We start from the raw sequence: 22,820 nt of genomic DNA, 5'->3' as shown, positions 1-22,820 counted from the left end.
CTTCTTACAATTGCTTTCAAGATTCTTTATGCAAACATTTTTGTTTTGGCGATAAAAACCGCAAGTTTGCTTGATATTTTATGCTAAACCTGTATACCTTTAGGCTTCAACCTTCGTTTTCTTTTGCTGGATATCAACAGTGACACAAAAACTTGATCAAGTGACTATTTCAACTTTATCACTCGCTAAAACAACCAACACAAACGTCACAGTAAATGCATTTCCTTCAGCTTTTGAGCAACCTGATATAAAAATGACCTTAGATAAAACCGTTTTAAAACCTGAACAACTTACACATATCCCCGATTTTGAAAAAATTCCAGCTTCAACTAAACGCATCAAACCTCTTAATAATTTTTTAGGTCAAGATCGTGCCAAAGCATCTGTAGAGGCGGGAATTTCTTTACCCTACTCTGGCTATAACATTTTTGCAGTAGGAACTGCTGGTTTAGGCAAACGTACTATGATTAAACGTTTGTTACAGCAGCACGCCAAAACAATGCCAACGCCTGATGACTGGGTGTATGTCTATAATTTCAAACAAGCACGTCAACCTATTGCTCTACGCTTTCCAGCAGGTCAAGGAACTAAGTTTCAACAAGCACATGATCAAACTTGGCAAATTATTTTAAAGCAACTTGAACGCCGTTTCAGTGCAGAGACTTATCACAATCGTATTGAACGTATTCGTCAGGAAACAGGTGATGTACAACAACAAGCGCTTGTTGAACTAACCAAAGAAGGTGAAGAACTCGATTTAAAACTCATTTCTCGTAATGAGAAACACGGTTTTGTTCCTGTACAAGTCAAAGATGATCAGGTTCAAGAACTTACCCAAACAGATATTGATGCATTAAATAGTAAGCAACGCGCTGAAATTGCTGCCAATATTCGCTATATGGATAAAAAGCTGGATCGCCTTGGTCTACATTTAGGTGATTTAGAAGATGATGCACGCGACAAAGTGTCTGTGTTAAATCGGGATATTGCAACGCAAGTTGTTATGCCAAGAATGGAGCTTATTTTAAATAAATATGGCCAAGTGAAAGGACTCGAAGATTACTTAAAACAATATGCCCAAGATATTATTGATAATGTTGAACTGATCTTAGAACAAGATGAAGATGATTTTACTCCATCAATGTTCAATCGTGTTCCAGCACGTTATCAAGCCAATGTGATTGTTTCAAATAAACCAAATAGTGGCGCTCCTGTTATTTTTGAAGACTTCCCAACGCACTATAATTTACTCGGCCATGTTGAACAGCTCACCCATAACGGCACAATTACTACAGATTTCACGCTCATTCGTCCAGGTGCTCTACATCAAGCGAATGGTGGTTTTTTAATGCTTGAGGCCGAGCAATTACTTGAACAGCCTTATGCATGGCAAGGTTTAAAGCGAGCCTTAAAATCAGGCCAACTTAAGTTATCTTCTCTTGAACATATGCTGACGTTAACAGGCTCTATCTCGATAGAACCTGCCGCGGTTCCGCTTGATATTAAAGTGGTTCTTATGGCAGAACCTGAAATTTATTATGAAATTTTAGAAGTAGAACCAGAGCTTGGTAGTGTATTTAAAATTCGTGCAGATTTTACTGATACATTACAACGTAATGACGAAAATGAACAAGCCTACATGCAGCTCATTGCTGACTATGTACAAGCGGATAAATTGCTTCCGTTTGATCGTAGTGCTTTAGCAGCTTTACTTACTGATTCAAGTCGTCAGGCTGAAGACCAAAGTTCACTGTCGTTACATGCTTCAACCTTAGGTGACCTGATTCGTGAAGCACATCATCATGCATTTAAAGCAAATGAGAAGCTGGTAACCGATCAGCACATTAACCTCGCTCTACAACATCGCCAATATCGCTTAGGCTATTTAAGAGAGCTTTACTGGCAAGATCTTTCACGTGGTACACAATTAATCGAAACGTCGGGATACCGTTTAGGTCAGATCAATGCCCTCTCCGTCATTCATTATGCGGATGTTGAGTTTGGTTTACCTTCACGTTTAACAGCATCTGTTTATCAAGGTGGCGGCGATATTCTTGATATTGAACGTAGTGTAGAACTTGGTGGCTCACTTCATGCGAAAGGCGTGCTGCTGATGTCTAGCTTCTTGAAAGCTCACTTTGGCCGTGAACAGATTTTACACTTCTCCGCTGCGCTTGCATTCGAACAGAGCTATGGTCAAGTGGATGGCGATAGTGCAACTGTTGCTGAGCTTTCAGCGTTGATTTCTGCGATTAGCCAAATACCAATTGATCAATCATGGGCAATTACCGGCTCTATGAACCAATTAGGACAAGTTCAACCTATTGGCGGCGTAAATGCAAAAATTGAAGGATTCTATGATGCATGTAAGCTACAAGGTTTGACAGGTAAGCAAGGTGTCATTATTCCTCGCCAAAACATGCAGCATTTGATGTTACGTCAAGATGTTATTGATGCTGTTCGCAGCGGTCAATTCCATATCCATGCCATTGATACGATTGATCAAGCACTTGAAATTTTGATGGCTCGTCCGGTCGGTACGCTCGATAAGAAGGGTAAATACAGCAAAAATTCAATTTATGCAGCAGTAATGGAACAACTTGAATATTGGCAAGCCATTGAAGATGGTGCTGAAATTGAAGAAGAGCCAAAAAAGAAAAAGAAAAATAAGAAAAAAATTAAGAAGCATGAAGAACTTACAGCTGACGATCTGCCACAAGAAAATGCAGAAGAGGTTGCTACCTTAAAACAGAAGTAATAAAAAAGGGCCTGTAAAATACAGGCCCTTTTTTATTTTAGACTTGCAAAATTAACGAACGATTTGAATCGCTCGCCCTCCTGCTAACTGGCTAAAATATTGTTTAAGTGCTTCAACACAACGTTGAATTTTCATTGGTTGTTGATCATGCTTGGCAACCTCTGCATACAATGTAAACGTTGGTAATTTCCAATCTGGCATGAGTTCAATCAAAGAACCATTTTTTAGTTCTTTCTGAGCATCTAAATATAAAATTCGTGCAATACCATGCCCTTGCTGACATAACGCTTTTGCAACTTGTAAATTATTGCTCTGCAAACGGCTTTGCATTTCAATATTGAGCGTTTCACCTGTTTTTACATGTTGAAAATTGAAATGGCGTGAGTCATTCATGACATTAATCGACAACAATTCATGATCTCTTAAATCATTAGGATGCACAATTGGACTAGATTGATTGAGATAACTAGGAGAAGCAATCAAAATCTGATCTACAAAAGCCAACGGAATGATCGAGCTGCTCTCTTCTACAGGAGTAGAACTCATGCGGACTGCAATATCAATTCGCTCTTCAATTAAATCGATATAACGATGCCCAACTTCGAAATGCACAGATAAACCGCGATGAGCCGACATCCAGTGAGATAATGCAGGAATGAGGTGTTGAACTGCTAAATCAGGAGTTGTCGCAATACGCAAATCCCCGATTAAGTCATCCCTCAATTCATTAATTCGGATTTTTCCCCTTTCAGCAGCCGCCAACATCTCTTGACAGCTTGAAAAAAAAGCCTGTCCGGCTTCTGTCAAACTAAGTTTACGAGTGGAGCGATGTAATAGAGTTACATCCATTTCATGCTCAAGCGAGCGTATCTGCTGACTCACCGCACTTGTTGTAATTCCTAATTCACGTGCCGCACCACTAAATGAACTTTTTTCTACCACACAAGCGAAAACACCCATCGCACGAAGCTGATCTAACATAGGTTTCCTCAAATCTAATTTTAAATTTATAAAAAATGCTTATTGTTGTAATGAAAGCAACCAATTACATTATACGAGGAAACCTAAGTTTTTTGCATTAGCTATTTTGGTAAAAGATTTACAGGATTAATCGGTTTTCCATCCAAACGAATCTGGAACTCGAGCATGACTTGAGATGCGCCAGTAGATCCCATTTCGGCAATTTTTTGTCCAGCAGTTATATTATCACCGCTTTTCACAAACATCTTGCTATTGTGGGCATACGCACTGATATATCCATCAATATGCTTAATTAAAACCAGATTTCCGTATTCTTTTAAGCCATCAGCTGCATAGACAACTTGACCATCGGCTGCGGCATAAATAGGGTCACCCTGATTTCCACCATAACGGATTCCCTTGACATTATTTGCCAAATTAAACCCTTGAATCACTGGCCCATTCGTCGGTTTTATCCAACGTAAGCTCGAATTTGGTGCAACTGATGCCACTGTCGTATTTGTTGACGGTACAGTAGACGGCTGTGTTACTGGAGTAACAGGCTGTGTAGTTGGCAAAGCAATCGTTTGACGCTTAATTTGCTCAGGCTGTGCCATGACTTGTGTAGATACCGTTCTTGGTGAAGAACCTTTCTTCAAACGTAACGATTGATTGACATAAATACGATATGGCGCAGGAATATCATTCATTTCAGCAATACTGATGTAGTCCAGACCATAACGCATTGCGATACCACTTAAAGTATCACCTGAACGAACTGTGTAATAGTTAGGAGCCATTGCATAGCGAGAACTATTATTAATTTGTGGTTTAGAAGCACAGCCTGCCATAGCTACGGTAAAACCTACAGCCACAGACAACAACATAATTTTCATTATTTTGTCTTTTTGGATATGCACTCTGTTTTGTTGCCCAATTAAATGCATTGATCTCCCTCACTAAATGCTACAAATCATTTCGGCTAAGAGTACCAAAAAAGTAAGAGGAAACACGTTCCTCTTTTTCTTTATTCACAAAGTTATAACATTCGAGCTCAATTATTGACTCAAACTGCCCTGAAGGTCTTCTAAAACGGCGTAATTTGTAGCATCCATTTGAATAGGTGTAACACTGACATAACCGTTTGCTACCGCAAAGAAATCTGATTGAATCTGGCTTGAAACACGCTCCGGATCTGTAACCGCCTCGCCTGCTAATCCAATCCAGTAAACTTGGCGTCCTCTTGGGTCGACATGGCTGGTAATAGGTTTAGATTGAGCACGACGTCCCTGATACGTAATTTGTGCTCCTTTTAACTTCGGCACATCAGGAATATTGATATTAAAGATGTGTCGTGGAGGCAATGCTGGTAAACCGCTTGCAATAAAATCATGTACCCACTGTGCAGCCTGAGCATAATCTTCTTTAACATTATAAGCGCGTACATCAGGACCAGCTAAAGAAACGGCAATTGCAGGTTGCTTCATTAAACGCCCTTCAAATGCAGCACCGACTGTTCCAGAATATAAAACATCATCACCTAAGTTCGCACCACTATTGATTCCACTTACGACCAAGTCAAATTCGAAATCAAACAAACCATTCATAGACAAATAAACGCAATCTGCTGGCGTACCATTCACAGCCCATACATCTTCGGCAATTTGAATTGGGCGCAATGGTCGATCTAGTGTTAATGCACTTGAAAAACCACTTCTTTCACTTTCTGGTGCAACCACAACCACACGTCCAAGCGGTTTTAATGCTTCAGCTAAAGCCTGTATACCTGGCGCAAAAACACCGTCATCATTCGCTATCAAAATATTCACTAAAATCTTTCTCTACAAATAAACCTAAAGGTTTTCACAATTGAATTATTTGTTGAATTATATATATTTATGCCTCCATAGCATTATAAAATTGTGAAAAAATGAAAACTTTTGCTCCTTTTTTTCAGGTATTGGGGATCAGTATCACATTGTGTACGCAAGCGGTTTTTGCAGATGAGGATATCTCAACACAAGAAGCTGATAGCTTAATTAAAGATGATATTGCGGCAACGCAAGTCTTACAGGAAATTTGTCCAGCTTTCGTAGGGACAAATAAAAAACTTGAGTCAAATACTCAAAAAATTATCACAACGTATCTTCAAGGGTATTCGAATAAATCAATTACCCTCTCTGCTCTACAAAATGATGCAGAGTTTAAAACCCTGTTAAATGAAGCACGTCAAGCTTCAAAACAAATGGACCATCATGAACAACACGAACTCTGTGAAGAGATCGTCAACTATAAAGAATAGGTTTTTACTCGTTTAGGGTAGAAGTTTATTTACTGAGGTTTTCTGCTTGGTATTAAGCAGAAAACCAACATAATAATACATTTTTTCCATTTTTTTAACCTGTAAATTGGTTAAGCTATCGACATATTTAAAAATTTTATTTTGGGTTATCGATGTTTATGAAGAAAAGCTTAGTTCAATCGCTCTCTTTGGTTTTACTTATGAGCATGGCAACAGTTGGTTTTGCTGCTGATAAGAAGAAAACAGCTGAAAAGAAAACCGAAAATGAAAATGTTGTTGAAGTAACTCCACAGCAAACTATAACTCCTGAAGAATTAGCTGCAATTCAAGTACTTTCTGAAATTTGCCCAAGCCTTATTGGGAAAAAAGATGCTGATTTTGCTCAAGGTTATGAACGTTTAGTAAAAGACTATTTACCAAATGAAGCCGATCCAGTTGCAGCTTTAGAGAAACGTGCTAAAGACAAAAGTTTCAAGAAAGTCCTAAAAGAAGCGCGTAATGATGCAAAAGCTGCTGGTAACGAGCAAAACACATTAGTTTGTCAAGACGTGAAAGCTTATCAATCGCAAAACTAAATTAGTAAAAAACTCTTGAGTTACAATACTGTTTGAAAAAGCCGACTTCCCCCATAGAAGTCGGCTTTGCTTTATCCTAAAATGCTAGGTTCTTCTGCTTCATACAAGATATTGGAATTACCTAGAATGACTCGAAAAAGCGCTATTGCTGCACTCCTCCTCTTACCAAGTTTTTCTTATGCAGCAACTGTCTTATCAGCTCCGCCAGAATTAAATAATAAGTCTTATGTATTAATGGATTATGAGACAGGACAAATTCTCGCTTCTAAAAATGAAAACGAAAAGCTTGCACCTGCTTCAATGACAAAAATGATGACAAGCTACATCATTGAACAAAAATTATTAAAAGGTGAACTGACTGAAAATGAGCAGGTTCGTATGAACGAGTCTGCATGGTGTAAAGGAAGTAGCTCTGAATCATGTATGTATGTTCCTTTAAATGGTACAGCAACTGTTCTAGAAATGCTTCGCGGTATTATTATCCAGTCAGGTAATGATGCATCAAAAGCAATGGCTGAACATATTGCCGGAAATGAAGGCACGTTTGCTCACATGATGAATCAGGAAGCAAAACGTATCGGTATGACAAATACCCAGTTCATTAACTCAACTGGTTTACCGGCAGAAGGTCATTATTCAACAGCTAAAGATATGGCTGTTTTAGCGCAACATATTATTAAAGACAGCTCAAGATATTACCCAATCTACTCTGAAAAAGAATTTACGTTTAACGGTATTAAACAAGGTAACCGTAATGCCTTGCTTTACACAGACCCAAGCGTAGATGGTTTAAAAACAGGTCATACAGATGAAGCGGGTTACTGCTTAACAACTTCAAGCAAACGTGGTCCGATGCGTCTCATTTCCGTTATTTTCGGAACGGATAGCGTTAATGAACGTGCTAACCAAACACGTACATTATTGTCTTGGGGCTTTGCAAACTTTGAAACTGCAAATATTCAACCAGCCAATCAAGTTCTTGCAAAAGCAAAAGTGTGGTTTGGTAAAGAAGATGAAGTTCAAATTGGTCTGGCAGAAAACTTTAGTGTGACTATGCCTAAAGGCAAAGCTAACGGCATTAAAACACAGTTAGTTGTTCAACCTAACTTAAATGCACCGCTTCAAAAAGGCCAAGTTGTGGGCAAACTTGTTGCTAGCCTTGACGGCAAAGTAATTGCTGAAAAGCCATTAGTTGCATTAAAACCAGTTGAAGAAGCAGGATTCTTTGCACGCTTAATCGACCATGTTAAACAATTCTTCAGCAACTTATTCTAATTTTTGAATAGTTGAATTAAGCACTCATGCTATTTAGCCTGAGTGCTTTTTTATTTTATAATTCATCTAAATTTTATTTTGATACTACTCATGGCAAAGAACATACGTCCTTATCTTGAACACCGTCCTCAAGTTGATCCAACATGTTATGTCGATGACATGGCCGTTGTAGTCGGTGAAGTCAGCTTAGCCGAAAATGTTTCTGTCTGGCCTTTTGCCGTCATTCGTGGTGACGTAAATAGTATTCAAATTGGTAAAAACAGTAATGTACAAGACCATTGTATGTTGCACGTTAGCCATAAAAATGATGCAAAACCTAATGGCTCACCTCTTATTATTGGTGAAGATGTGACGGTTGGACATCATGTGACTTTACATGGCTGTACCATTGGCAACCGAGTTTTAATCGGAATCAATACTGTTATTTTAGATGATGTGATTATTGAAGATGATGTAATGATTGGTGCTGGAAGTTTGGTTCCACCGCGTAAAGTCTTAAAAAGTGGTTACCTATATGTAGGAAGCCCTGTACAACAAGTGCGACCACTAACCGAAAAAGAATTAGCATTTCTTCCTTATTCGGCAAGACATTATGTAAAAGTACAAAATAATCATAAAGCGGCTCAAGCCGAGCAAGATTAATTAGCTCTATGAAATATCAGCAATAAAATTCTGATTTTTTAAACGATATGGTTTTGTAGTATTGCTCATATCGTTTAGCAGATCACCATAGCCAAAAACCCCTAAATTTCGTATCATACGTCTTTTAAATCATGGTGCTTTTTTATGGCCGCATGGACTCCTCATGTCACTGTTGCTACAGTCGTAGAAAAAGACGGACGCTATCTTTTTGTAGAAGAACATAGCGAAGGTTTTGTACACACAGTATTTAACCAACCTGCTGGTCATGTGGAATGCGGTGAGTCATTAACTCAAGCAGCCATTAGAGAAACACTTGAAGAAACAGGTCATCATGTTGAAATTGATGCCTTGCTTGGTATTTATACATATACCCCGCCCATGTTTCCGGACCGTACCTATTACCGCTTCTGTTTTCTAGCACATGTGACTCAAGTTGAAAATAATCCTCAACTCGATACAGGTATTGTAGCTGCTGTGTGGATGACACCAGATGAGCTCAAAGAATCTGCTCGTGCTCGTAGTCCACTCGTACTCAAAGCAGTTGAAGATGCCATGAAAGGTCACCATTATCCTTTATCGCTTATTTATGAGCACCCTTTCTCTCCCTCATTAACTTCTCATTTGGATGCCTAGTCCTATGCAACAACGTGTCATCGTCGGTATGTCTGGTGGTGTAGACTCTTCTGTTTCTGCAGCACTTTTACTTCAACAAGGATATCAAGTTGAAGGTCTTTTCATGAAGAACTGGGAGGAAGACGACGGCACGGAATACTGTACGGCAATGGAAGATTTAGCCGATGCTCAAGCAGTAGCAGATAAAATCGGTATTAAACTCCACACAGCAAACTTTGCTATGGAATATTGGGACCGCGTATTTGAACTTTTCTTAGCTGAATATGCAGCTGGACGTACCCCAAACCCAGATATTTTATGTAATAAAGAAATTAAGTTCCGTGCATTTTTAGATCATGCCATGACTTTAGGTGCAGACTTTATCGCGACTGGTCATTATGCTCGCCGTGGTGAAACTGCATACAACTCGCAAGGCGAAGCATACGCACCATTATTACGTGGTGTAGACAATAACAAAGACCAAACTTATTTCTTGCATGCTGTTCATGGTAAAGAAATTAACAAAACCCTATTTCCAGTAGGTGAGATTGAAAAACCAGAAGTTCGCAGAATTGCTGAAGAGCTTGATCTTGCTACAGCTAAGAAAAAAGACTCTACAGGAATCTGTTTTATTGGCGAACGTCGATTTAATGACTTCCTTAAACAATATTTGCCCGCTCAACCTGGAAAAATTGTACTTGATACAGGTAAAGAAGTTGGTGAACATCACGGTCTGATGTACTATACGCTCGGTCAACGTGGCGGAATTGGTCTAGGTGGTTTGAAAGGTGCAGCGGAAGGTGCATGGTTCGTACTACATAAAGATATTGCCAATAATCGCCTCGTTATTGGTCAGGGACATGAACACCCTCTCATGCAAAGCACGCAGCTTTGGAGTGAGTCAATTGACTGGGTGGCTGGTGAACAGAATATTCCTGTTGAAGGTTTACGCTGTACAGCTAAAACACGTTATCGCCAACCTGATCAGGCATGTACAGTTTTTATTGATGAAAATAGTGAACACGGTGTACGAGTTGAGTTTGATGAACCTCAACGCGCTGTTACACCGGGTCAAAGCGTTGTATTTTATTCAGATGAAGTTTGCTTAGGCGGGGGTGTCATTCACCATACAAATGCCCCTACACCAAATTTTATTTAAGGGAATGAATGACATGGTGGAGTTACCATTTCAACAATCACAAGCCTTGAATGTTCGCCAAAACCGTGCCCTTGCCTTGGCTGGGGTATTCCAGGCTACCCAGCTCACGCACATGACAGCTTTAACTGGTCAGCAGAGTATTGGTGAAAGTGGTAACTTCTATTTTGAGCTGTTAATCAAAGCGAGTTTAAATATTCGCCCTACAGTCAACAATGGTGTTCAAACATTAGATTTTTTCAATCAGTTGGCAGATATTTCTTTGGGGCTTAAAACCCTCGAAAATTGTATTACTCAACCTTTTACAAATATGCCCAAATCTCGTCTTCCAAAAATGGGCACTGCCAAGCTTCCAATGTCATATGCGATGTCCCTTTTGCAATTAGAAAAGAAGGTCTATAGCAATCCTGAATACGTCGCAATCATTGAAAAAGCTCAGCAAAAGATTTTAAAACAGCTTTCTTTTTTTGATAATAACTACTTACATCCAAGCATTTTAGCCAATTTGGCTCAAACCTATGTTGATACTGCTGGGCAGATTAACCCTCGCATTCTCGTTCGTGGTAATGCAGAAGCATTTAAAGATACCAACCATACTAACCGCATCCGTGCTTGTCTGTTTACTGGCTTACAAATGGCCCATTTATGGCGACAACTCGGTGGTAGTTCGTGGAACATGATTTTTAGCAAACGTAAATTGCTACAGGATATTCAGGCACTTGCTCGTTTACAGTATCAAGTCATCTAAGGCTGTAAAGAGATTATTTTTTGTTTTATGTTTATTCCAACATTAAGGAATCGTTATGAACGCTTTAACCGCACTATCACCATTAGATGGACGTTATGCCAGCAAATGTGATGCGCTACGCCCTTTTCTTTCTGAGTTTGGTTTAATTCATGCTCGTGTCACTGTAGAAGTGCGTTGGTTACAAGCACTTTCTAACCGTCCAGAAATTGTTGAAGTTGCTCCTTTTTCAAATGAAACAAATGCAGCTTTAGATGCAATTGTTAGCAACTTTTCTGAAGAAGATGCTAACCGCATTAAAGAAATTGAGCGTATAACTAACCATGATGTAAAAGCTGTTGAATATTTCTTAAAAGAGAAAATCGCAGGTATCGCTGAATTACAAAATGCAGGTGAATTCATTCACTTTGCATGTACTTCAGAAGACATCAATAACTTGTCTCATGCACTTATGCTTAAAAACGGCCGCGAAGTTTTAGTATCAAGCATGAAGCAAATTTTAAATGCGATCTCTACTTTAGCAACAGCTCACGCTGAACAACCAATGTTGTCTCGTACACACGGTCAAACTGCAAGCCCAACAACTTTGGGTAAAGAAATGGCGAACGTTGCATACCGTTTAGCTCGCCAAATTAAACAGTTTGAAAATGTTGAGCTACTCGGCAAAATCAATGGTGCTGTAGGTAACTACAATGCTCACCTTTCAGCTTACCCAGATGTTGACTGGGCTGCACATGCTCAAGCATTTGTTGAATCTTTAGGTTTAACATTCAACCCGTACACGACACAAATCGAACCACATGACTACATGGCAGAGTTGTTTGATGCGTTACGTCGCTTTAATACGATTTTAATCGACTTTAACCGTGACGTATGGGGTTACATTTCTTTAGGTTACTTCAAACAAAGATTGAAAGATGGTGAAGTTGGTTCTTCAACTATGCCACACAAAGTTAACCCAATTGACTTTGAAAACTCTGAAGGTAACTTAGGTATTGCGAATGCTGTATTGGCACACTTAGGCGAAAAATTACCAATTTCTCGCTGGCAGCGTGACTTAACTGACTCTACTGTACTTCGTAATATGGGTGTTGGTTTTGCGCAAAGTTTAATTGCTTTTGATGCGTGTTTAAAAGGTGTTGGTAAACTTGAGCTCAATGCAAACCGTTTACTTGAAGATCTTGATCAAGCTCAAGAAGTTTTAGCAGAGCCAATTCAAACTGTTATGCGTCGTTATAACGTTGAAAAACCATATGAAAAGTTAAAAGCATTAACTCGTGGTCAAGCAATGACTCGCGACATGATGGTTAACTTCGTAAATGGCGATGAACTTTCTCAAGTACCAAGCGAAGAGCGCGCACGTTTAGCTGAACTTACTCCTGCAACTTACACAGGTAATGCAGCTGAACAAGCTAAACAAATTAACGATTTAATTAGCAAAATCTAATTAAAAACTTCATAAAAAGCGGAGCTTCGGCTTCGCTTTTTTATTACACTGATATAAAGCACAATAAAGTTATATTTCTAAAATGATCGAAAAACAATTCAAACTTAAACACTATATTGCTCTTGGCATTATTTTTATTGCCATCATATTGTCTGGCATTCAGCCCCTTGAATTTGAAGCTTATTTACTTCATCAGGTGGGTACAATTTTTATGTTAGTCCTCTTATTTATTATTTTTAAAAAGATTGGTCTCGATTATTTAAGTTTTACTTTCTATTTAGGTTTTTTGCTCATCCATATTATCGGTGCACACTACCTGTACTCATATGTTCCATACAATGACTGGATTCAATACATATTCAATTTTAATCTAGATCAATACATGGGATGGTCTCGTAACATGTATGATCGTTTAGTTCATCTTGCCTATGGAGTTTTACTCTACCCTCTTATTTATCGAGTTTTTCAAGTTTGGTTACCGACAGCTCGACCTTTTACTCTGTTTTTACTTGTGATCCAATTCGTCATGGCATCTAGTGTCTTTTATGAACTCATTGAGTGGGTAATTGCGATTGGCTTATCGCCAGAGCAAGCCGAAAATTATAATGGCCAACAAGGCGACATGTGGGATGCCCATAAAGATATGTTATTAGCAACGATCGGTGCAATTCTCTATGGATTCGTAGCTCTTATAAAAACACCTAAAATAAATAATTCATAAATAAAAAAAGCGCTCAATGAGCGCTTTTTTTAAAAATTTTTTAGACGACTGAATAAGTTTGATCTAACAGATTTGATAAATCTGAAGAAGTCGTATTTGGTAGAAGCTGTTCTAGATTCGTTGTGACATCACTCGCTGTATTATTTACTTCGCTCTGCTCATTCACTACAGGTTTAGAGTCTGTTGCAGATAAAATTTTTGCGATTGGGTCAGAAGCATCCGTTGAAGAACTTTTTAATAAATCATCTAATGCCACAGATTTTTGCTGCTGACTAGTCGTTTCATTGGTTGTAGTTTGCGCTAACTTTAATGTATTTAATCCGACACTATCCGCCACAGAAGGAACCACTTCATTTACATCACTACTGACAACTTCACTCGTACTCGCCACTTTTGGTGCGACGACATAAAAGGTAAATGGTGAACTCACTTCACTCGTCAGCCCAGCTACATCTGTTTGCACGAAAGTAATCGTATGTTTACCAATGGCTAAATCTTTATCAAGCATAAATGACCAATATTTATTTGCATCTACTTGACCAACTTTAAGAATGGAAATTGCGACTCCATTATCATAAATAGTTAAGGTTGCGTTAGCTTCAACTTGAACAGTAAATTTTGGTTTAGCATCATCGGTTTCAGAACCTGCTGTAATTGCTCCTTTTAGAGGCCCTACATCATCATCTAAACCTCTTAACACAGGCTTAGCAGGTGGAATCGTATCTTTATCACTCCCAACAATTTCCAGCGCAGTAGATTTATTTCCAGAACTATCGGTTGCTATTACTGAACCTTTTAAGCTATCGGTTAAAGCAGGAGAAATCGCGATTGTAAATTTTCCATTCGCATCTGCTGTTCCAGTACCAATAACCTTATCTGCTGAGTTTTTGATTTCTATTTTTGCATTGGGTTCAGCTGTACCAGTAACTGAAGTTCCGTCTGCATTCACTTGAGCTGTAGGTTTATCTGGCGCTATGGTGTCATAGCCAGAAGTGACTTCTAAAGGCTTAGATTTATTCCCTGCTGCATCTTCAACAATGATTGTCGCCTTTTGTGATTCTTTTAAGGCAGAAGAAAGCGTAATTTGAAACTCACCTTGCGCATTTGCCGTACCAGTTCCAATGACTTTACCATCAGCATCTTTTATCTGAACTTTTGCATTAGCCTCTGTTTTTCCTTCAACCACTGTTCCTTCTTTATTTACTTCAATTAAAGGAGCTGCTGGCGGAATAGTATCTTTACCTGCAAAAATGGGTGTTGCTTCAGATTTATTTCCGGCAGCATCCTGAGCAATGACTTTACCACCAGCTTCACTCGTCAAAGGTGGAGTTAGCTTTAAAGAAAAGATTCCTTCTGAGTTTGCTTTTACAGTTCCTAATAATGTTCCGCTAGCATCATAGACATTTACAGTAGCATTCGCTTCAGTTTTACCATCTAAGATCGAACCATCTTCATTTAATTGAGCCTGAGGAGCATCTGGCGCAATTGTGTCTTTAGTACCAGTTACAAGACCTGGTTTAGAAATATTACCCGCAGCATCCTCAGCTAAAATATTTAATTTATTTCCATTTGCTAAAGGCTTATCTAGTTTAATTGTAAAATTACCACTTGCATCTGCAACACCCGTTGCGACCGTATTACCAGCAGCATCTTTAATATAAATTTTTGCATTTGCTTCTGCTTTACCAGTAACCGTAACGGTATCATCGGCAACTGTAGCAGTCGGTGCAGCAGGTGCCAAGATATCTACAGGTCCTGAAGAATCATCTTTGTCATCTTTATCAAAAGCCCACAAATATAAACCTTCAGCAGCTAAAACTGCTAAACCAGCTTTTAACACATTGCCCATCGAAAAAGTTGGAGAATCATCAACCGCCATTGTTGAAGCTGGTTGGCTAGTGCTTGTATAGGCTAAATCTGTGACATGGTTTAAACCTGTATAGTCGATCACCTTACCTTGTGCGTCGAATTGGGCTTCAACAAATTTTCCGTGTTCAGTCGGAAAAACAAGTGAATGGTCTGTTGTATTTGTTGCTTCATTAAAGAAATTTTCTAAAACAAGGGTTTCACCATTTTTTAAATGGATGATAAGACTTCCACCTTGCTTTTCCATCGATGCTATATCTTTTTGACTTACACCAATTTGAATGATTGCTGGTTGGTTTAAAACCACTTTATTGAGCTGACCATCTTGTAGAACGTCCAAACCCTCTTTGGATGCCACAATTATTCTTGTCATTATTTCCTATCCTGAATTTCAGTTATATTTTTAAATGTCTAACTTTTTAAATGATTCATCTAAAAGCTATTTTATTGCTGTTTAAAATATCAAAACCATGTGTTTATCACAATTCAAAAAGCATGTTTATCAATAATTATTTTTGACTTTTAATTAAAATATCTATTTCTCATAAAGCCCATATCAACCTTAAATTTCACCCTGTTCGATTATTTATTAAATCTCTCATATATTAAGGCCATCATTTACATTTGTAAGTAAAAGAAGCTAAAAGTGCCTATTACAATCAAAAGAAATAAAGCAGCGAATTTAGTTATTTTCGCATCTGACAAGGTCATTTTTAGCATACTCCAGCCCTGAAAACGTTTTGCAAAAATGCTATTTAGAATAAGAGTTGAAACATGCAATAAAACCAAAGCTAAAAACAAGTTTGCAAAAAATTCGTGTAGGTCTTTCAAAGAAAAATTAACATGCTCAGTCGCATACCCTAACCCCACCACAATTGGAATCACGAGAAATATAAGTACAATTGAAGTTTGAAAAAGTGCAACACTGATTGAATGAATTGAATTTTTAGAAAAAATACTCTTAAAGTTTGAATGACTTAAGGATTTTTTAATCGCATTTATCGCTATGTTACTTCGCTTTTTAATACCGAACGGTGTTGTACTTGAAATACGTGGACTCAAAAAATGCCAGATCACTCGCGCAGTAATACTAATAAGAAGTAAGTAACCAAACATCATATGGACTTGGTGCAGATCTTCATTATCTCCTGTGAAATAAGCACCAATAAAACCAAGCATAATAATGATATGTAAAATACGTATGAGAATATCAATGTGTGGCCATGTTTTTGACATCACAAAAACTCAGAAGTGAAAAGTTAACTATAACTTTTACAATAGAAACTTAAACAAATATTAATCAAATTTCTCTCATCACTCACATAAAAAAAAGAGCACCCTTACAGGCACTCTCTATTTCAAAATTTAGCTTAATTAAAATCTAGTATCACGCATTTGTACTAAGGTTGAATTGGCTTTGGCCAACGTGTCTGCAACTTTATTCATTACAGCCGGAATCAAGCTATCTGCCATTTGAGCTGCTTGTAAACCTAACTTTTCACCTAAAGTCGCTTTCTTACGTGTATTAATTACATAAACATCATGTTGTGGTAATAACGCCAATAGATACTCATCAGATGTTTGTAATTTATCAACAAGGTTTAGCTCTAGCGCATCTTCACCATACCAATGCTCACCTGTAGCGACTTTATCAACATTAAGTTGTGGACGGTACTTTTCTACAAAGTGCTTAAATAACACATGAGTTTGTTGAAGCTCTTCTTCGAACTTCGCTTTACCTTCAGGGGTATTTTCACCAAACATCGTGACAGTACGCTTATATTGCCCTGCTGTGTAAAGCTCGAAATCCACATTATGTTGTTTTAAAAGACGGTTAAAGTTTGGAACTTGAGCAACCACACCAATTGAACCCACAATAGCAAACGGCGCTGCAATAATTTCATTTGCAATACATGCCATCATATAGCCGCCACTTGCTGCTACTTTGTCTACACAAATCGTCAGATGGAAACCTGCATCGCGTAAGCGTACCAATTGAGCTGCTGCTAGACCATAACCATGTACCATGCCCCCAGGGCTTTCAAGGCGAACCACAACACGGTCACGGCCAGCTTTAGCAGTTGCTAAAATGAGGGTAATTTCTTCTCGCAAGTTTTCAACTGCTGAGGCTTGGATATCACCCTTAAAATCTAAAACAAAGATTTTCTGATTGTTTTTACGGCGAATTTTAGCTTCTTTAGCAAGTTGTTGAGCCAATTGTAAAAGTTCTAAACGGCTTGCAGTTGTTTGTGCAATTTTTTTTCTCTGTTCATTTACACGTGCATTTAAATGACTAACACGTATTTCTGCAGGGAGTTTAGGCAAATGGAATAACATAAAATTCTAAGCTCATAAGTTATCTTTTATAGCCTTAAGATGTGGTCGTTTTGATTAAAATTCAATAGCGTTTTTGCAAAATAGAGTCATTTTCATTTATAAAATAAAAAAAGAGCACATAGCTCTTTTTTTATATGAATGACTAATTAACCGAATCGTCCAGTAATATAAGCTTCCGTCAACTGATGGTCAGGTTGAGTAAAGACTTTTTCAGTTGAGTTAACTTCAATCAAATCACCTAAATGGAAATAAGCAGTACGATCAGACACACGTGCCGCCTGTTGCATTGAGTGAGTCACAATAACGATTGTATATTGCGTTGATAATTCAGAAATTAATTCTTCGATTTTTGCTGTTGCGATTGGGTCAAGCGCAGAACATGGCTCATCCATCAAAATCACTTCAGGACTTACTGCAATTGTACGAGCAATACATAAACGTTGTTGCTGACCACCTGATAAACCAGTACCCGGTTGATTCAAACGATCTTTCACTTCATCCCATAGACCTGCTTTACGTAAGCTATTTTCAACAATTTCTTCAAGATCATATTTATCGCGTGCTAGACCATGAAGTTTAGGGCCATAAGCTACGTTATCAAAAATAGTTTTAGGGAACGGGTTTGGCTTTTGGAATACCATACCAACCTGAGCACGTAATAATACGACATCAAGATTTGGATCATAAATATTGTGGTTATCGAGTGTAATTTTACCTGTCACACGACAACCATCAATGGTGTCATTCATACGGTTTATCGTACGAAGAAAGGTCGATTTACCACAACCTGACGGTCCAATAAAAGCAATAACTTCGTTCTTGTAAATATCGAGGTCAATACCTTTAATCGCTTCAAAATCACCATAATAAACATGGGCATCTTGCGCACTAATTTTGATTTCAGTTGAGTTCTGCTTTTTTGAAGTTTGTGGTTCAAAATGCGAAACATACGAAGTGCCATGATTCTGCGATTTATCTGTAAATTGAGATTGTTCAGTGTTCACTAACTTATCCTTTTCTAAGGAATTCGTAATATCAATAGTATTCATTATTTATCCTCTATTACCAACGCACTTCGAACTTTTTACGTAACCAAATTGCAAGACTGTTTAAACCAATCATTAGTGCAAGTAGTACGATAATCGCAGCGGCAGTACGGCCTTCGAAGAAGTTACGCAACTCATTACCTTGCCATAAGTAAACTTGAACAGGTAATGCAGTTGATTGATCAAATGGTGTTGCTGGAATACTTGCAACGAATGCACTCATTCCAATTAAAAGTAAAGGTGCAGTTTCACCAAGCGCATGAGCAACACCAATAATTGAGCCGGTCATAATGCCTGGTAAAGCTAATGGTAAAACGTGGTGGAAAATGGTCTGAAACTTAGAAGCTCCCAAACCAAGTGCGGCTTGTCGAATAGAAGGTGGCACTGCTTTTAATGAAGCACGTGTCGTAATAATGACTGTTGGTAATGTCATCAAACTTAAAACTAAACCACCAACTAACGGAGCCGATAACGGTAAATGCATCCAGCCAATAAAAATTGCCGCACCGAGTAAACCAAACACAATTGAAGGAACAGCAGCAAGGTTATTGATATTAACTTCAATAATGTCTGTGACAATATTCTTTGGAGCAAATTCTTCAAGATAGATTGCGCTAGCAACACCAATTGGAATCGCAATAATGATCACAATCAGCATCATGAATAATGAACCCATAAATGCACCAGCAAGACCACTAATTGCTGGTGAACTACGAGAGTCCGGATTCTTAAATAAGTTCAAATTGAACGTATTTTCAAGAACACCTTTTGCTTTTAGTTCATCCGCAAGTTTACGTACTTCTGGTTCAAGTTGTTGCTGATCATCTGGCAATGAACGGTCAATATTACCTTTTAACCAGACATCAACATTGGCATCGCCCAAGAAATTAATATTTTCTTTTTTACCAATGAGTGATGGGTCTGCAAAAACCATGTCACGTAAACGATAAGCCTCTGAACTTGCATAAAGACTACTTAAGTAATCACGTTCACTAGCAAGTGCAGGATCTTTGGCAATCATTCCATTTACAATAATGCCATCCCAATCCACCATACCCATTTTAGTTTGCCAATCGATATAACGCTCTTGGTAATGAGCAGGTGTTTCACCTTGAGTACGTACAGGTACTGGACCTGCATCAATTACTTTCGGATCGAAATAAATTGGAACATTCATGCTCGTTTGCCAAAAAGCAGGTAAACCTTTTGCCAAAATACTGCTAAACAATAGCGCTACGAATGCAAGACCAATAACAACTGCCGATAAACCAGCAAAACGGAAAGCTTTTTCTTTACGGTGACGTTTAGCCAATGACTTTTCAATCACTTTTTTACGGCGATCACGTGCTTGAGCAGCAGCTTGTGGATCAAATACGTTCTGATCCATAGGAGACGATGTATTTGATGTACTCATTCGTATTGCTCACGGTATTTACGCACAATGTACAGTGCAACAATGTTTAAACATAAGGTAATCACAAAGAGTGTCAGACCTAACGCGAATGCAACCAAAGCTTGTGGGCTGGCGAAGTCAGTATCACCAGTTAACTGTTTTACGATCGTAACGGTCACTGTCGAAACAGCTTCAAATGGATTTGCATGTAAAAGTGGACTGTTTCCTGCTGCCAAAACCACAATCATGGTTTCCCCTACGGCACGAGAGACAGCTAATAAAAAGGCACCAGTAATACCCGGTAACGCAGCAGGTAAAACGACTTGTCGAATTGTTTCTGACTTAGTTGCTCCAAGTCCTAAAGAACCGTCACGTAAGGCACGAGGTACTTGGGTAATAATGTCGTCTGATAAAGAAGAAACAAACGGAATAATCATAATCCCCATCACGAAACCAGCAGTTAAAGCACTGGTCGCGTTAATTTCAAGACCAACGTAAGCACCAGCTGTCTTGAAAAATGGTCCAATAATCATCATGGCAAACACACCATAAACAATTGTTGGAATACCCGCTAAAACTTCAATTGTTGGTTTTGCCCACGAGCGTAACCACGGGGAAGCATATTCAGCTAAATAAATGGCAATCATTAATCCAATGGGTACGGCAACTAATAAAGCAATGCCGCTGACCATGAGTGTGCCCCAGAGTAATGGCAATAAACCATAACTACCTTCTGCATTACCCGAAGTACTAAAGCCCGGATTCCACTCTGTCCCGAAGAAGAAATCAAGCGGGCTTACAAAACGGAAGAAGTGCATTGCTTCGCCAAACATCGACATCACAATACCGATGGTTGTTAAAATCGCAACACCAGAACATAAAATCAAAGCAACATTAATCGCACGTTCAACTTGGTTACGTGCACGATATTGTTGATTAATCTTTTTCTTTGCCCACACTAAACCTAATAAAGCTGCACAAACTACAACAGCAAATTTGGCAAAAGAGCCAATGGTTTGAAATTTTGCAAACTGTTGTGCAGCAGCTAATTCATAGGCTGCCGGCTTATCACTTACCCCAAAACCTGAAGCAATCGCTTGAACACGATCAATCAAGACACTTCTGCCAGCTTCATCAAGTGATGCACTTACAGATGCAGGAATATTATTAAAGATAATATGATTTAAAATACTTGGTTCAACCAAGCTCCAAATGATCAAAATTAAAAAAGCAGGGATACCGCACCAAAGACCAACCAGTGCACCATAATAACCAGGACGAGAATGTAATGTCGCCGAGTTGCTTCCCTTACCTGCTAGGCTACGGCTCTTTCTCAGCCCAAGTTGATATGCGATTGCCACAAGGGCTAACAACACACCGATAAGTAGCAGATTCATGTACTCTCCACTGTTTTCTCAATTGTCATAATTTGGAAAAACAAGTTAGACAAAAAGGCTGATGAACTCTCAAGATCACCAGCCCCTATTCAAACTAACTTATTTAACAGTTTTACCTGCTTTAAAGTCAGCCAATACTTTTGCACGTTCAGCATCAGACATTGCGATTAAGCCATCACGTTCAGCTTTAGAGCCTTTACCTGTTGCTTTTTTGCTTACGAAATATTCTACATATTGCGGTAAGCCTTTAACTGATTTTAAATGTTCGCCTTTCACATAGAAGAATAATGGACGAGACACAGGATATGTACCGTTCAATACAGTTTTCTCAGATGGAACAACGTTATTTACAGTTGCTACACGTAACTTGTCACGGTTCATATCATAGAAACTTAAACCAAACACGCCTACTGCACTTGGAGAAGTCTTTAAGCGAGCTAGAGTTTCTGTATAGTCACCAGCAATTTCAATTACACGGCCATCTTTACGGAAAGTAGAACATGCTTTCTTCTGAGCATCTTTATCTAAGTTCTTGAAGTATTCATACGCTTCACAACCAGCATCAACCATTTTCTCTTGGAAAACTTCACGAGTACCGTGGTTAGATGCAGGAATTACAAGAGTAATTGGTTCATTTGGAAGTGATTTATCAATCTGGTTCCAGTTTGTATATGGGTTTGGAACCAATTTACCATTTGAAGGTAATTGTGCAGCTAAAGCAGCAAACACATGGTAAGGTTTTAATTTATAAGCTGCTTTGTGTGAGTTAGACGCAAATACGATACCGTCGTAACCAATTTTGATTTCTTGAATTTGTTTTACACCAGCTTTGTTACAAGCTTCAATTTCAGTGCTTTTAATTTTACGAGAAGCGTTAGCAACGTCGATTGTGTTATCGCCAACACCTTGACAGAATTGTTTCAAACCAGCAGAAGAACCGCCAGAACCAACTACAGGAGTTTTAAATTGAGGAAATGTATTACCAAACTCTTCAGCTACAACACTGGCAAATGGTAGTACAGTTGAAGAACCAGCAATTTGAATCGTATCACGAGCTGCATTTGCAGTCGTTGTTACAGCTGCCCCAGTTACTGCTAACGCAATTGCGATTTGACGTGGATTTAAGCGCATTCTGTTCTCTCTCATTAATGCAATAGGTTGTACGTCACTTTTTGTTGAGTGCTTGTACGCTCTTCGATAGCTGCATTGTGAATAGAAAATATGACAATTAAGTTACAGTATGATGACGCTTTAATGATTTCGATATTGTTAATTGTCACATTATTATTTTTTATCTGTTATCAAATATTTAATTCAACTTAAGCAGATATTTTACTCTGTATATTAGTCTCTATTATGACACTAATTAAAAATATAGATTTTAAGGATTCATAAAATATAAAACCAAAAGATATTATAATTATTTTAAAAATCGATAATTTAACTATATTTTTACTTTTACTACTAAAAATAATTTTATTACTAAAATTCTGATCAAAAATTGCGATAGATAATAATTTCTTTGTAACATGAAAATAATATGACAAAAGATAAAGGGTTACCTACCGTATGTAAGGTAACCGCAATA

20 protein-coding genes are annotated in these 22,820 nt (G+C 38.3%); 10 read left to right on the top strand and 10 right to left on the bottom strand.

Features of this window, described 5'->3' with window-relative positions:
• Nucleotides 1–139: 139 nt before the first annotated feature.
• Nucleotides 140–2,758, top strand: coding sequence for a Lon protease family protein (locus tag K6I41_RS05190; protein ID WP_250375326.1), 2,619 nt, complete (start codon nucleotides 140–142; stop codon nucleotides 2,756–2,758).
• A 51-nt stretch (nucleotides 2,759–2,809) separates the two neighbouring features.
• Here the strand turns inward: K6I41_RS05190 and K6I41_RS05185 are convergent, their stop codons facing one another.
• From K6I41_RS05185 to surE, 3 genes are all read right to left on the bottom strand, one after another.
• Complete coding sequence (locus K6I41_RS05185; protein WP_004790899.1) at nucleotides 2,810–3,739, bottom strand: LysR family transcriptional regulator; 930 nt, start codon at nucleotides 3,737–3,739, stop codon at nucleotides 2,810–2,812.
• 101 nt (nucleotides 3,740–3,840) lie between these two features.
• Nucleotides 3,841–4,665 carry a peptidoglycan DD-metalloendopeptidase family protein gene (locus K6I41_RS05180; RefSeq protein ID WP_198306985.1) on the bottom strand — a complete coding sequence of 275 codons (825 nt, stop codon included), beginning with the start codon at nucleotides 4,663–4,665 and terminating at the stop codon, nucleotides 3,841–3,843.
• Nucleotides 4,666–4,776: 111 nt separating this feature from the next.
• Nucleotides 4,777–5,547, bottom strand: coding sequence for a 5'/3'-nucleotidase SurE (gene surE / locus K6I41_RS05175; RefSeq protein WP_192833904.1), 771 nt, complete (start codon nucleotides 5,545–5,547; stop codon nucleotides 4,777–4,779).
• A 101-nt stretch (nucleotides 5,548–5,648) separates the two neighbouring features.
• On the opposite strand from surE, the gene K6I41_RS05170 reads away from it, so the two are divergent.
• The 9 genes from K6I41_RS05170 to K6I41_RS05130 all read left to right on the top strand — a co-directional run bounded on the left by K6I41_RS05170 (nucleotide 5,649) and on the right by K6I41_RS05130 (nucleotide 13,193).
• Nucleotides 5,649–6,020: an MCR_0457 family protein gene (locus K6I41_RS05170; protein WP_005307290.1), complete on the top strand. Its 372-nt coding sequence runs from the start codon at nucleotides 5,649–5,651 to the stop codon at nucleotides 6,018–6,020.
• Nucleotides 6,021–6,172: 152 nt separating this feature from the next.
• On the top strand, nucleotides 6,173–6,595 hold the full coding sequence (locus tag K6I41_RS05165) for an MCR_0457 family protein (RefSeq protein WP_004790891.1): 423 nt from the start codon (nucleotides 6,173–6,175) through the stop codon (nucleotides 6,593–6,595).
• Nucleotides 6,596–6,721: 126 nt separating this feature from the next.
• Entirely contained in the window at nucleotides 6,722–7,870 is a 1,149-nt protein-coding gene (gene dacC, locus K6I41_RS05160) for a D-alanyl-D-alanine carboxypeptidase PBP5/6 (protein ID WP_005307294.1), read from the top strand.
• Between the two features lie 90 nt (nucleotides 7,871–7,960).
• Complete coding sequence (locus tag K6I41_RS05155; protein WP_005307296.1) at nucleotides 7,961–8,512, top strand: gamma carbonic anhydrase family protein; 552 nt, start codon at nucleotides 7,961–7,963, stop codon at nucleotides 8,510–8,512.
• Nucleotides 8,513–8,656: 144 nt separating this feature from the next.
• Complete coding sequence (locus K6I41_RS05150) at nucleotides 8,657–9,145, top strand: NUDIX hydrolase (RefSeq protein WP_005307298.1); 489 nt, start codon at nucleotides 8,657–8,659, stop codon at nucleotides 9,143–9,145.
• A 4-nt stretch (nucleotides 9,146–9,149) separates the two neighbouring features.
• Nucleotides 9,150–10,283: a tRNA 2-thiouridine(34) synthase MnmA gene (mnmA, locus tag K6I41_RS05145; protein ID WP_250375325.1), complete on the top strand. Its 1,134-nt coding sequence runs from the start codon at nucleotides 9,150–9,152 to the stop codon at nucleotides 10,281–10,283.
• A gap of 13 nt (nucleotides 10,284–10,296) precedes the next feature.
• The gene (gene hflD, locus K6I41_RS05140) at nucleotides 10,297–11,028 is read left to right on the top strand and encodes a high frequency lysogenization protein HflD (protein ID WP_004643577.1); all 732 of its coding nucleotides are present in this window, start codon (nucleotides 10,297–10,299) and stop codon (nucleotides 11,026–11,028) included.
• 55 nt (nucleotides 11,029–11,083) lie between these two features.
• Nucleotides 11,084–12,472: an adenylosuccinate lyase gene (gene purB, locus K6I41_RS05135; protein WP_250375324.1), complete on the top strand. Its 1,389-nt coding sequence runs from the start codon at nucleotides 11,084–11,086 to the stop codon at nucleotides 12,470–12,472.
• Between the two features lie 82 nt (nucleotides 12,473–12,554).
• A complete protein-coding gene (locus K6I41_RS05130) occupies nucleotides 12,555–13,193 on the top strand; it encodes a DUF2238 domain-containing protein (RefSeq protein ID WP_199944339.1) in 639 nt (212 codons plus the stop codon).
• 40 nt (nucleotides 13,194–13,233) lie between these two features.
• On the opposite strand, the gene blp2 is transcribed toward K6I41_RS05130, so the two are convergent.
• From blp2 to K6I41_RS05095, 7 genes are all read right to left on the bottom strand, one after another.
• Nucleotides 13,234–15,432, bottom strand: a complete 2,199-nt coding sequence (gene blp2 / locus K6I41_RS05125; protein WP_250375323.1) for an Ig-like repeat protein Blp2 — start codon at nucleotides 15,430–15,432, stop codon at nucleotides 13,234–13,236.
• A 245-nt stretch (nucleotides 15,433–15,677) separates the two neighbouring features.
• Nucleotides 15,678–16,295, bottom strand: a complete 618-nt coding sequence (locus K6I41_RS05120; protein ID WP_250375322.1) for a cytochrome b/b6 domain-containing protein — start codon at nucleotides 16,293–16,295, stop codon at nucleotides 15,678–15,680.
• 138 nt (nucleotides 16,296–16,433) lie between these two features.
• Entirely contained in the window at nucleotides 16,434–17,396 is a 963-nt protein-coding gene (sohB, locus tag K6I41_RS05115) for a protease SohB (protein ID WP_049837203.1), read from the bottom strand.
• 146 nt (nucleotides 17,397–17,542) lie between these two features.
• On the bottom strand, nucleotides 17,543–18,445 hold the full coding sequence (gene pstB, locus K6I41_RS05110; protein WP_005307307.1) for a phosphate ABC transporter ATP-binding protein PstB: 903 nt from the start codon (nucleotides 18,443–18,445) through the stop codon (nucleotides 17,543–17,545).
• A 13-nt stretch (nucleotides 18,446–18,458) separates the two neighbouring features.
• Complete coding sequence (gene pstA / locus K6I41_RS05105) at nucleotides 18,459–19,856, bottom strand: phosphate ABC transporter permease PstA (RefSeq protein ID WP_250375321.1); 1,398 nt, start codon at nucleotides 19,854–19,856, stop codon at nucleotides 18,459–18,461.
• Nucleotides 19,853–21,232 (bottom strand): phosphate ABC transporter permease subunit PstC, encoded by a 1,380-nt coding sequence (pstC, locus tag K6I41_RS05100; protein WP_005307309.1) that lies wholly within the window; start codon nucleotides 21,230–21,232, stop codon nucleotides 19,853–19,855. Before pstC ends, pstA begins: the two co-directional genes overlap by 4 nt.
• Nucleotides 21,233–21,331: 99 nt before the next feature.
• Nucleotides 21,332–22,363: a substrate-binding domain-containing protein gene (locus K6I41_RS05095; RefSeq protein ID WP_013197143.1), complete on the bottom strand. Its 1,032-nt coding sequence runs from the start codon at nucleotides 22,361–22,363 to the stop codon at nucleotides 21,332–21,334.
• Nucleotides 22,364–22,820: the final 457 nt, after the last annotated feature.

The sequence above is a fragment of the Acinetobacter sp. AS23 genome, from assembly GCF_023612055.1.
In the GTDB taxonomy this organism is placed as follows: Bacteria; Pseudomonadota; Gammaproteobacteria; order Pseudomonadales; family Moraxellaceae; genus Acinetobacter; species Acinetobacter oleivorans.
This window is presented reverse-complemented; position numbering and strand designations above follow the sequence as displayed.

Excerpts from the sequence above, each read along its gene's own strand:
- K6I41_RS05185 (WP_004790899.1), bottom strand. The coding sequence starts at position 3,739 with ATGTTAGATCAGCTTCGTGCGATGGGTGTTTTCGCTTGTGTGGTAGAA.
- K6I41_RS05180 (WP_198306985.1), bottom strand. The coding sequence starts at position 4,665 with ATGCATTTAATTGGGCAACAAAACAGAGTGCATATCCAAAAAGACAAA.
- K6I41_RS05170 (WP_005307290.1), top strand. The coding sequence starts at position 5,649 with ATGAAAACTTTTGCTCCTTTTTTTCAGGTATTGGGGATCAGTATCACA.
- K6I41_RS05165 (WP_004790891.1), top strand. The coding sequence starts at position 6,173 with ATGTTTATGAAGAAAAGCTTAGTTCAATCGCTCTCTTTGGTTTTACTT.
- dacC (WP_005307294.1), top strand. The coding sequence starts at position 6,722 with ATGACTCGAAAAAGCGCTATTGCTGCACTCCTCCTCTTACCAAGTTTT.
- K6I41_RS05155 (WP_005307296.1), top strand. The coding sequence starts at position 7,961 with ATGGCAAAGAACATACGTCCTTATCTTGAACACCGTCCTCAAGTTGAT.
- K6I41_RS05150 (WP_005307298.1), top strand. The coding sequence starts at position 8,657 with ATGGCCGCATGGACTCCTCATGTCACTGTTGCTACAGTCGTAGAAAAA.
- mnmA (WP_250375325.1), top strand. The coding sequence starts at position 9,150 with ATGCAACAACGTGTCATCGTCGGTATGTCTGGTGGTGTAGACTCTTCT.
- hflD (WP_004643577.1), top strand. The coding sequence starts at position 10,297 with ATGGTGGAGTTACCATTTCAACAATCACAAGCCTTGAATGTTCGCCAA.
- purB (WP_250375324.1), top strand. The coding sequence starts at position 11,084 with ATGAACGCTTTAACCGCACTATCACCATTAGATGGACGTTATGCCAGC.
- K6I41_RS05130 (WP_199944339.1), top strand. The coding sequence starts at position 12,555 with ATGATCGAAAAACAATTCAAACTTAAACACTATATTGCTCTTGGCATT.
- blp2 (WP_250375323.1), bottom strand. The coding sequence starts at position 15,432 with ATGACAAGAATAATTGTGGCATCCAAAGAGGGTTTGGACGTTCTACAA.
- K6I41_RS05120 (WP_250375322.1), bottom strand. The coding sequence starts at position 16,295 with ATGTCAAAAACATGGCCACACATTGATATTCTCATACGTATTTTACAT.
- sohB (WP_049837203.1), bottom strand. The coding sequence starts at position 17,396 with ATGTTATTCCATTTGCCTAAACTCCCTGCAGAAATACGTGTTAGTCAT.
- pstB (WP_005307307.1), bottom strand. The coding sequence starts at position 18,445 with ATGAATACTATTGATATTACGAATTCCTTAGAAAAGGATAAGTTAGTG.
- pstA (WP_250375321.1), bottom strand. The coding sequence starts at position 19,856 with ATGAGTACATCAAATACATCGTCTCCTATGGATCAGAACGTATTTGAT.
- pstC (WP_005307309.1), bottom strand. The coding sequence starts at position 21,232 with ATGAATCTGCTACTTATCGGTGTGTTGTTAGCCCTTGTGGCAATCGCA.
- K6I41_RS05095 (WP_013197143.1), bottom strand. The coding sequence starts at position 22,363 with ATGCGCTTAAATCCACGTCAAATCGCAATTGCGTTAGCAGTAACTGGG.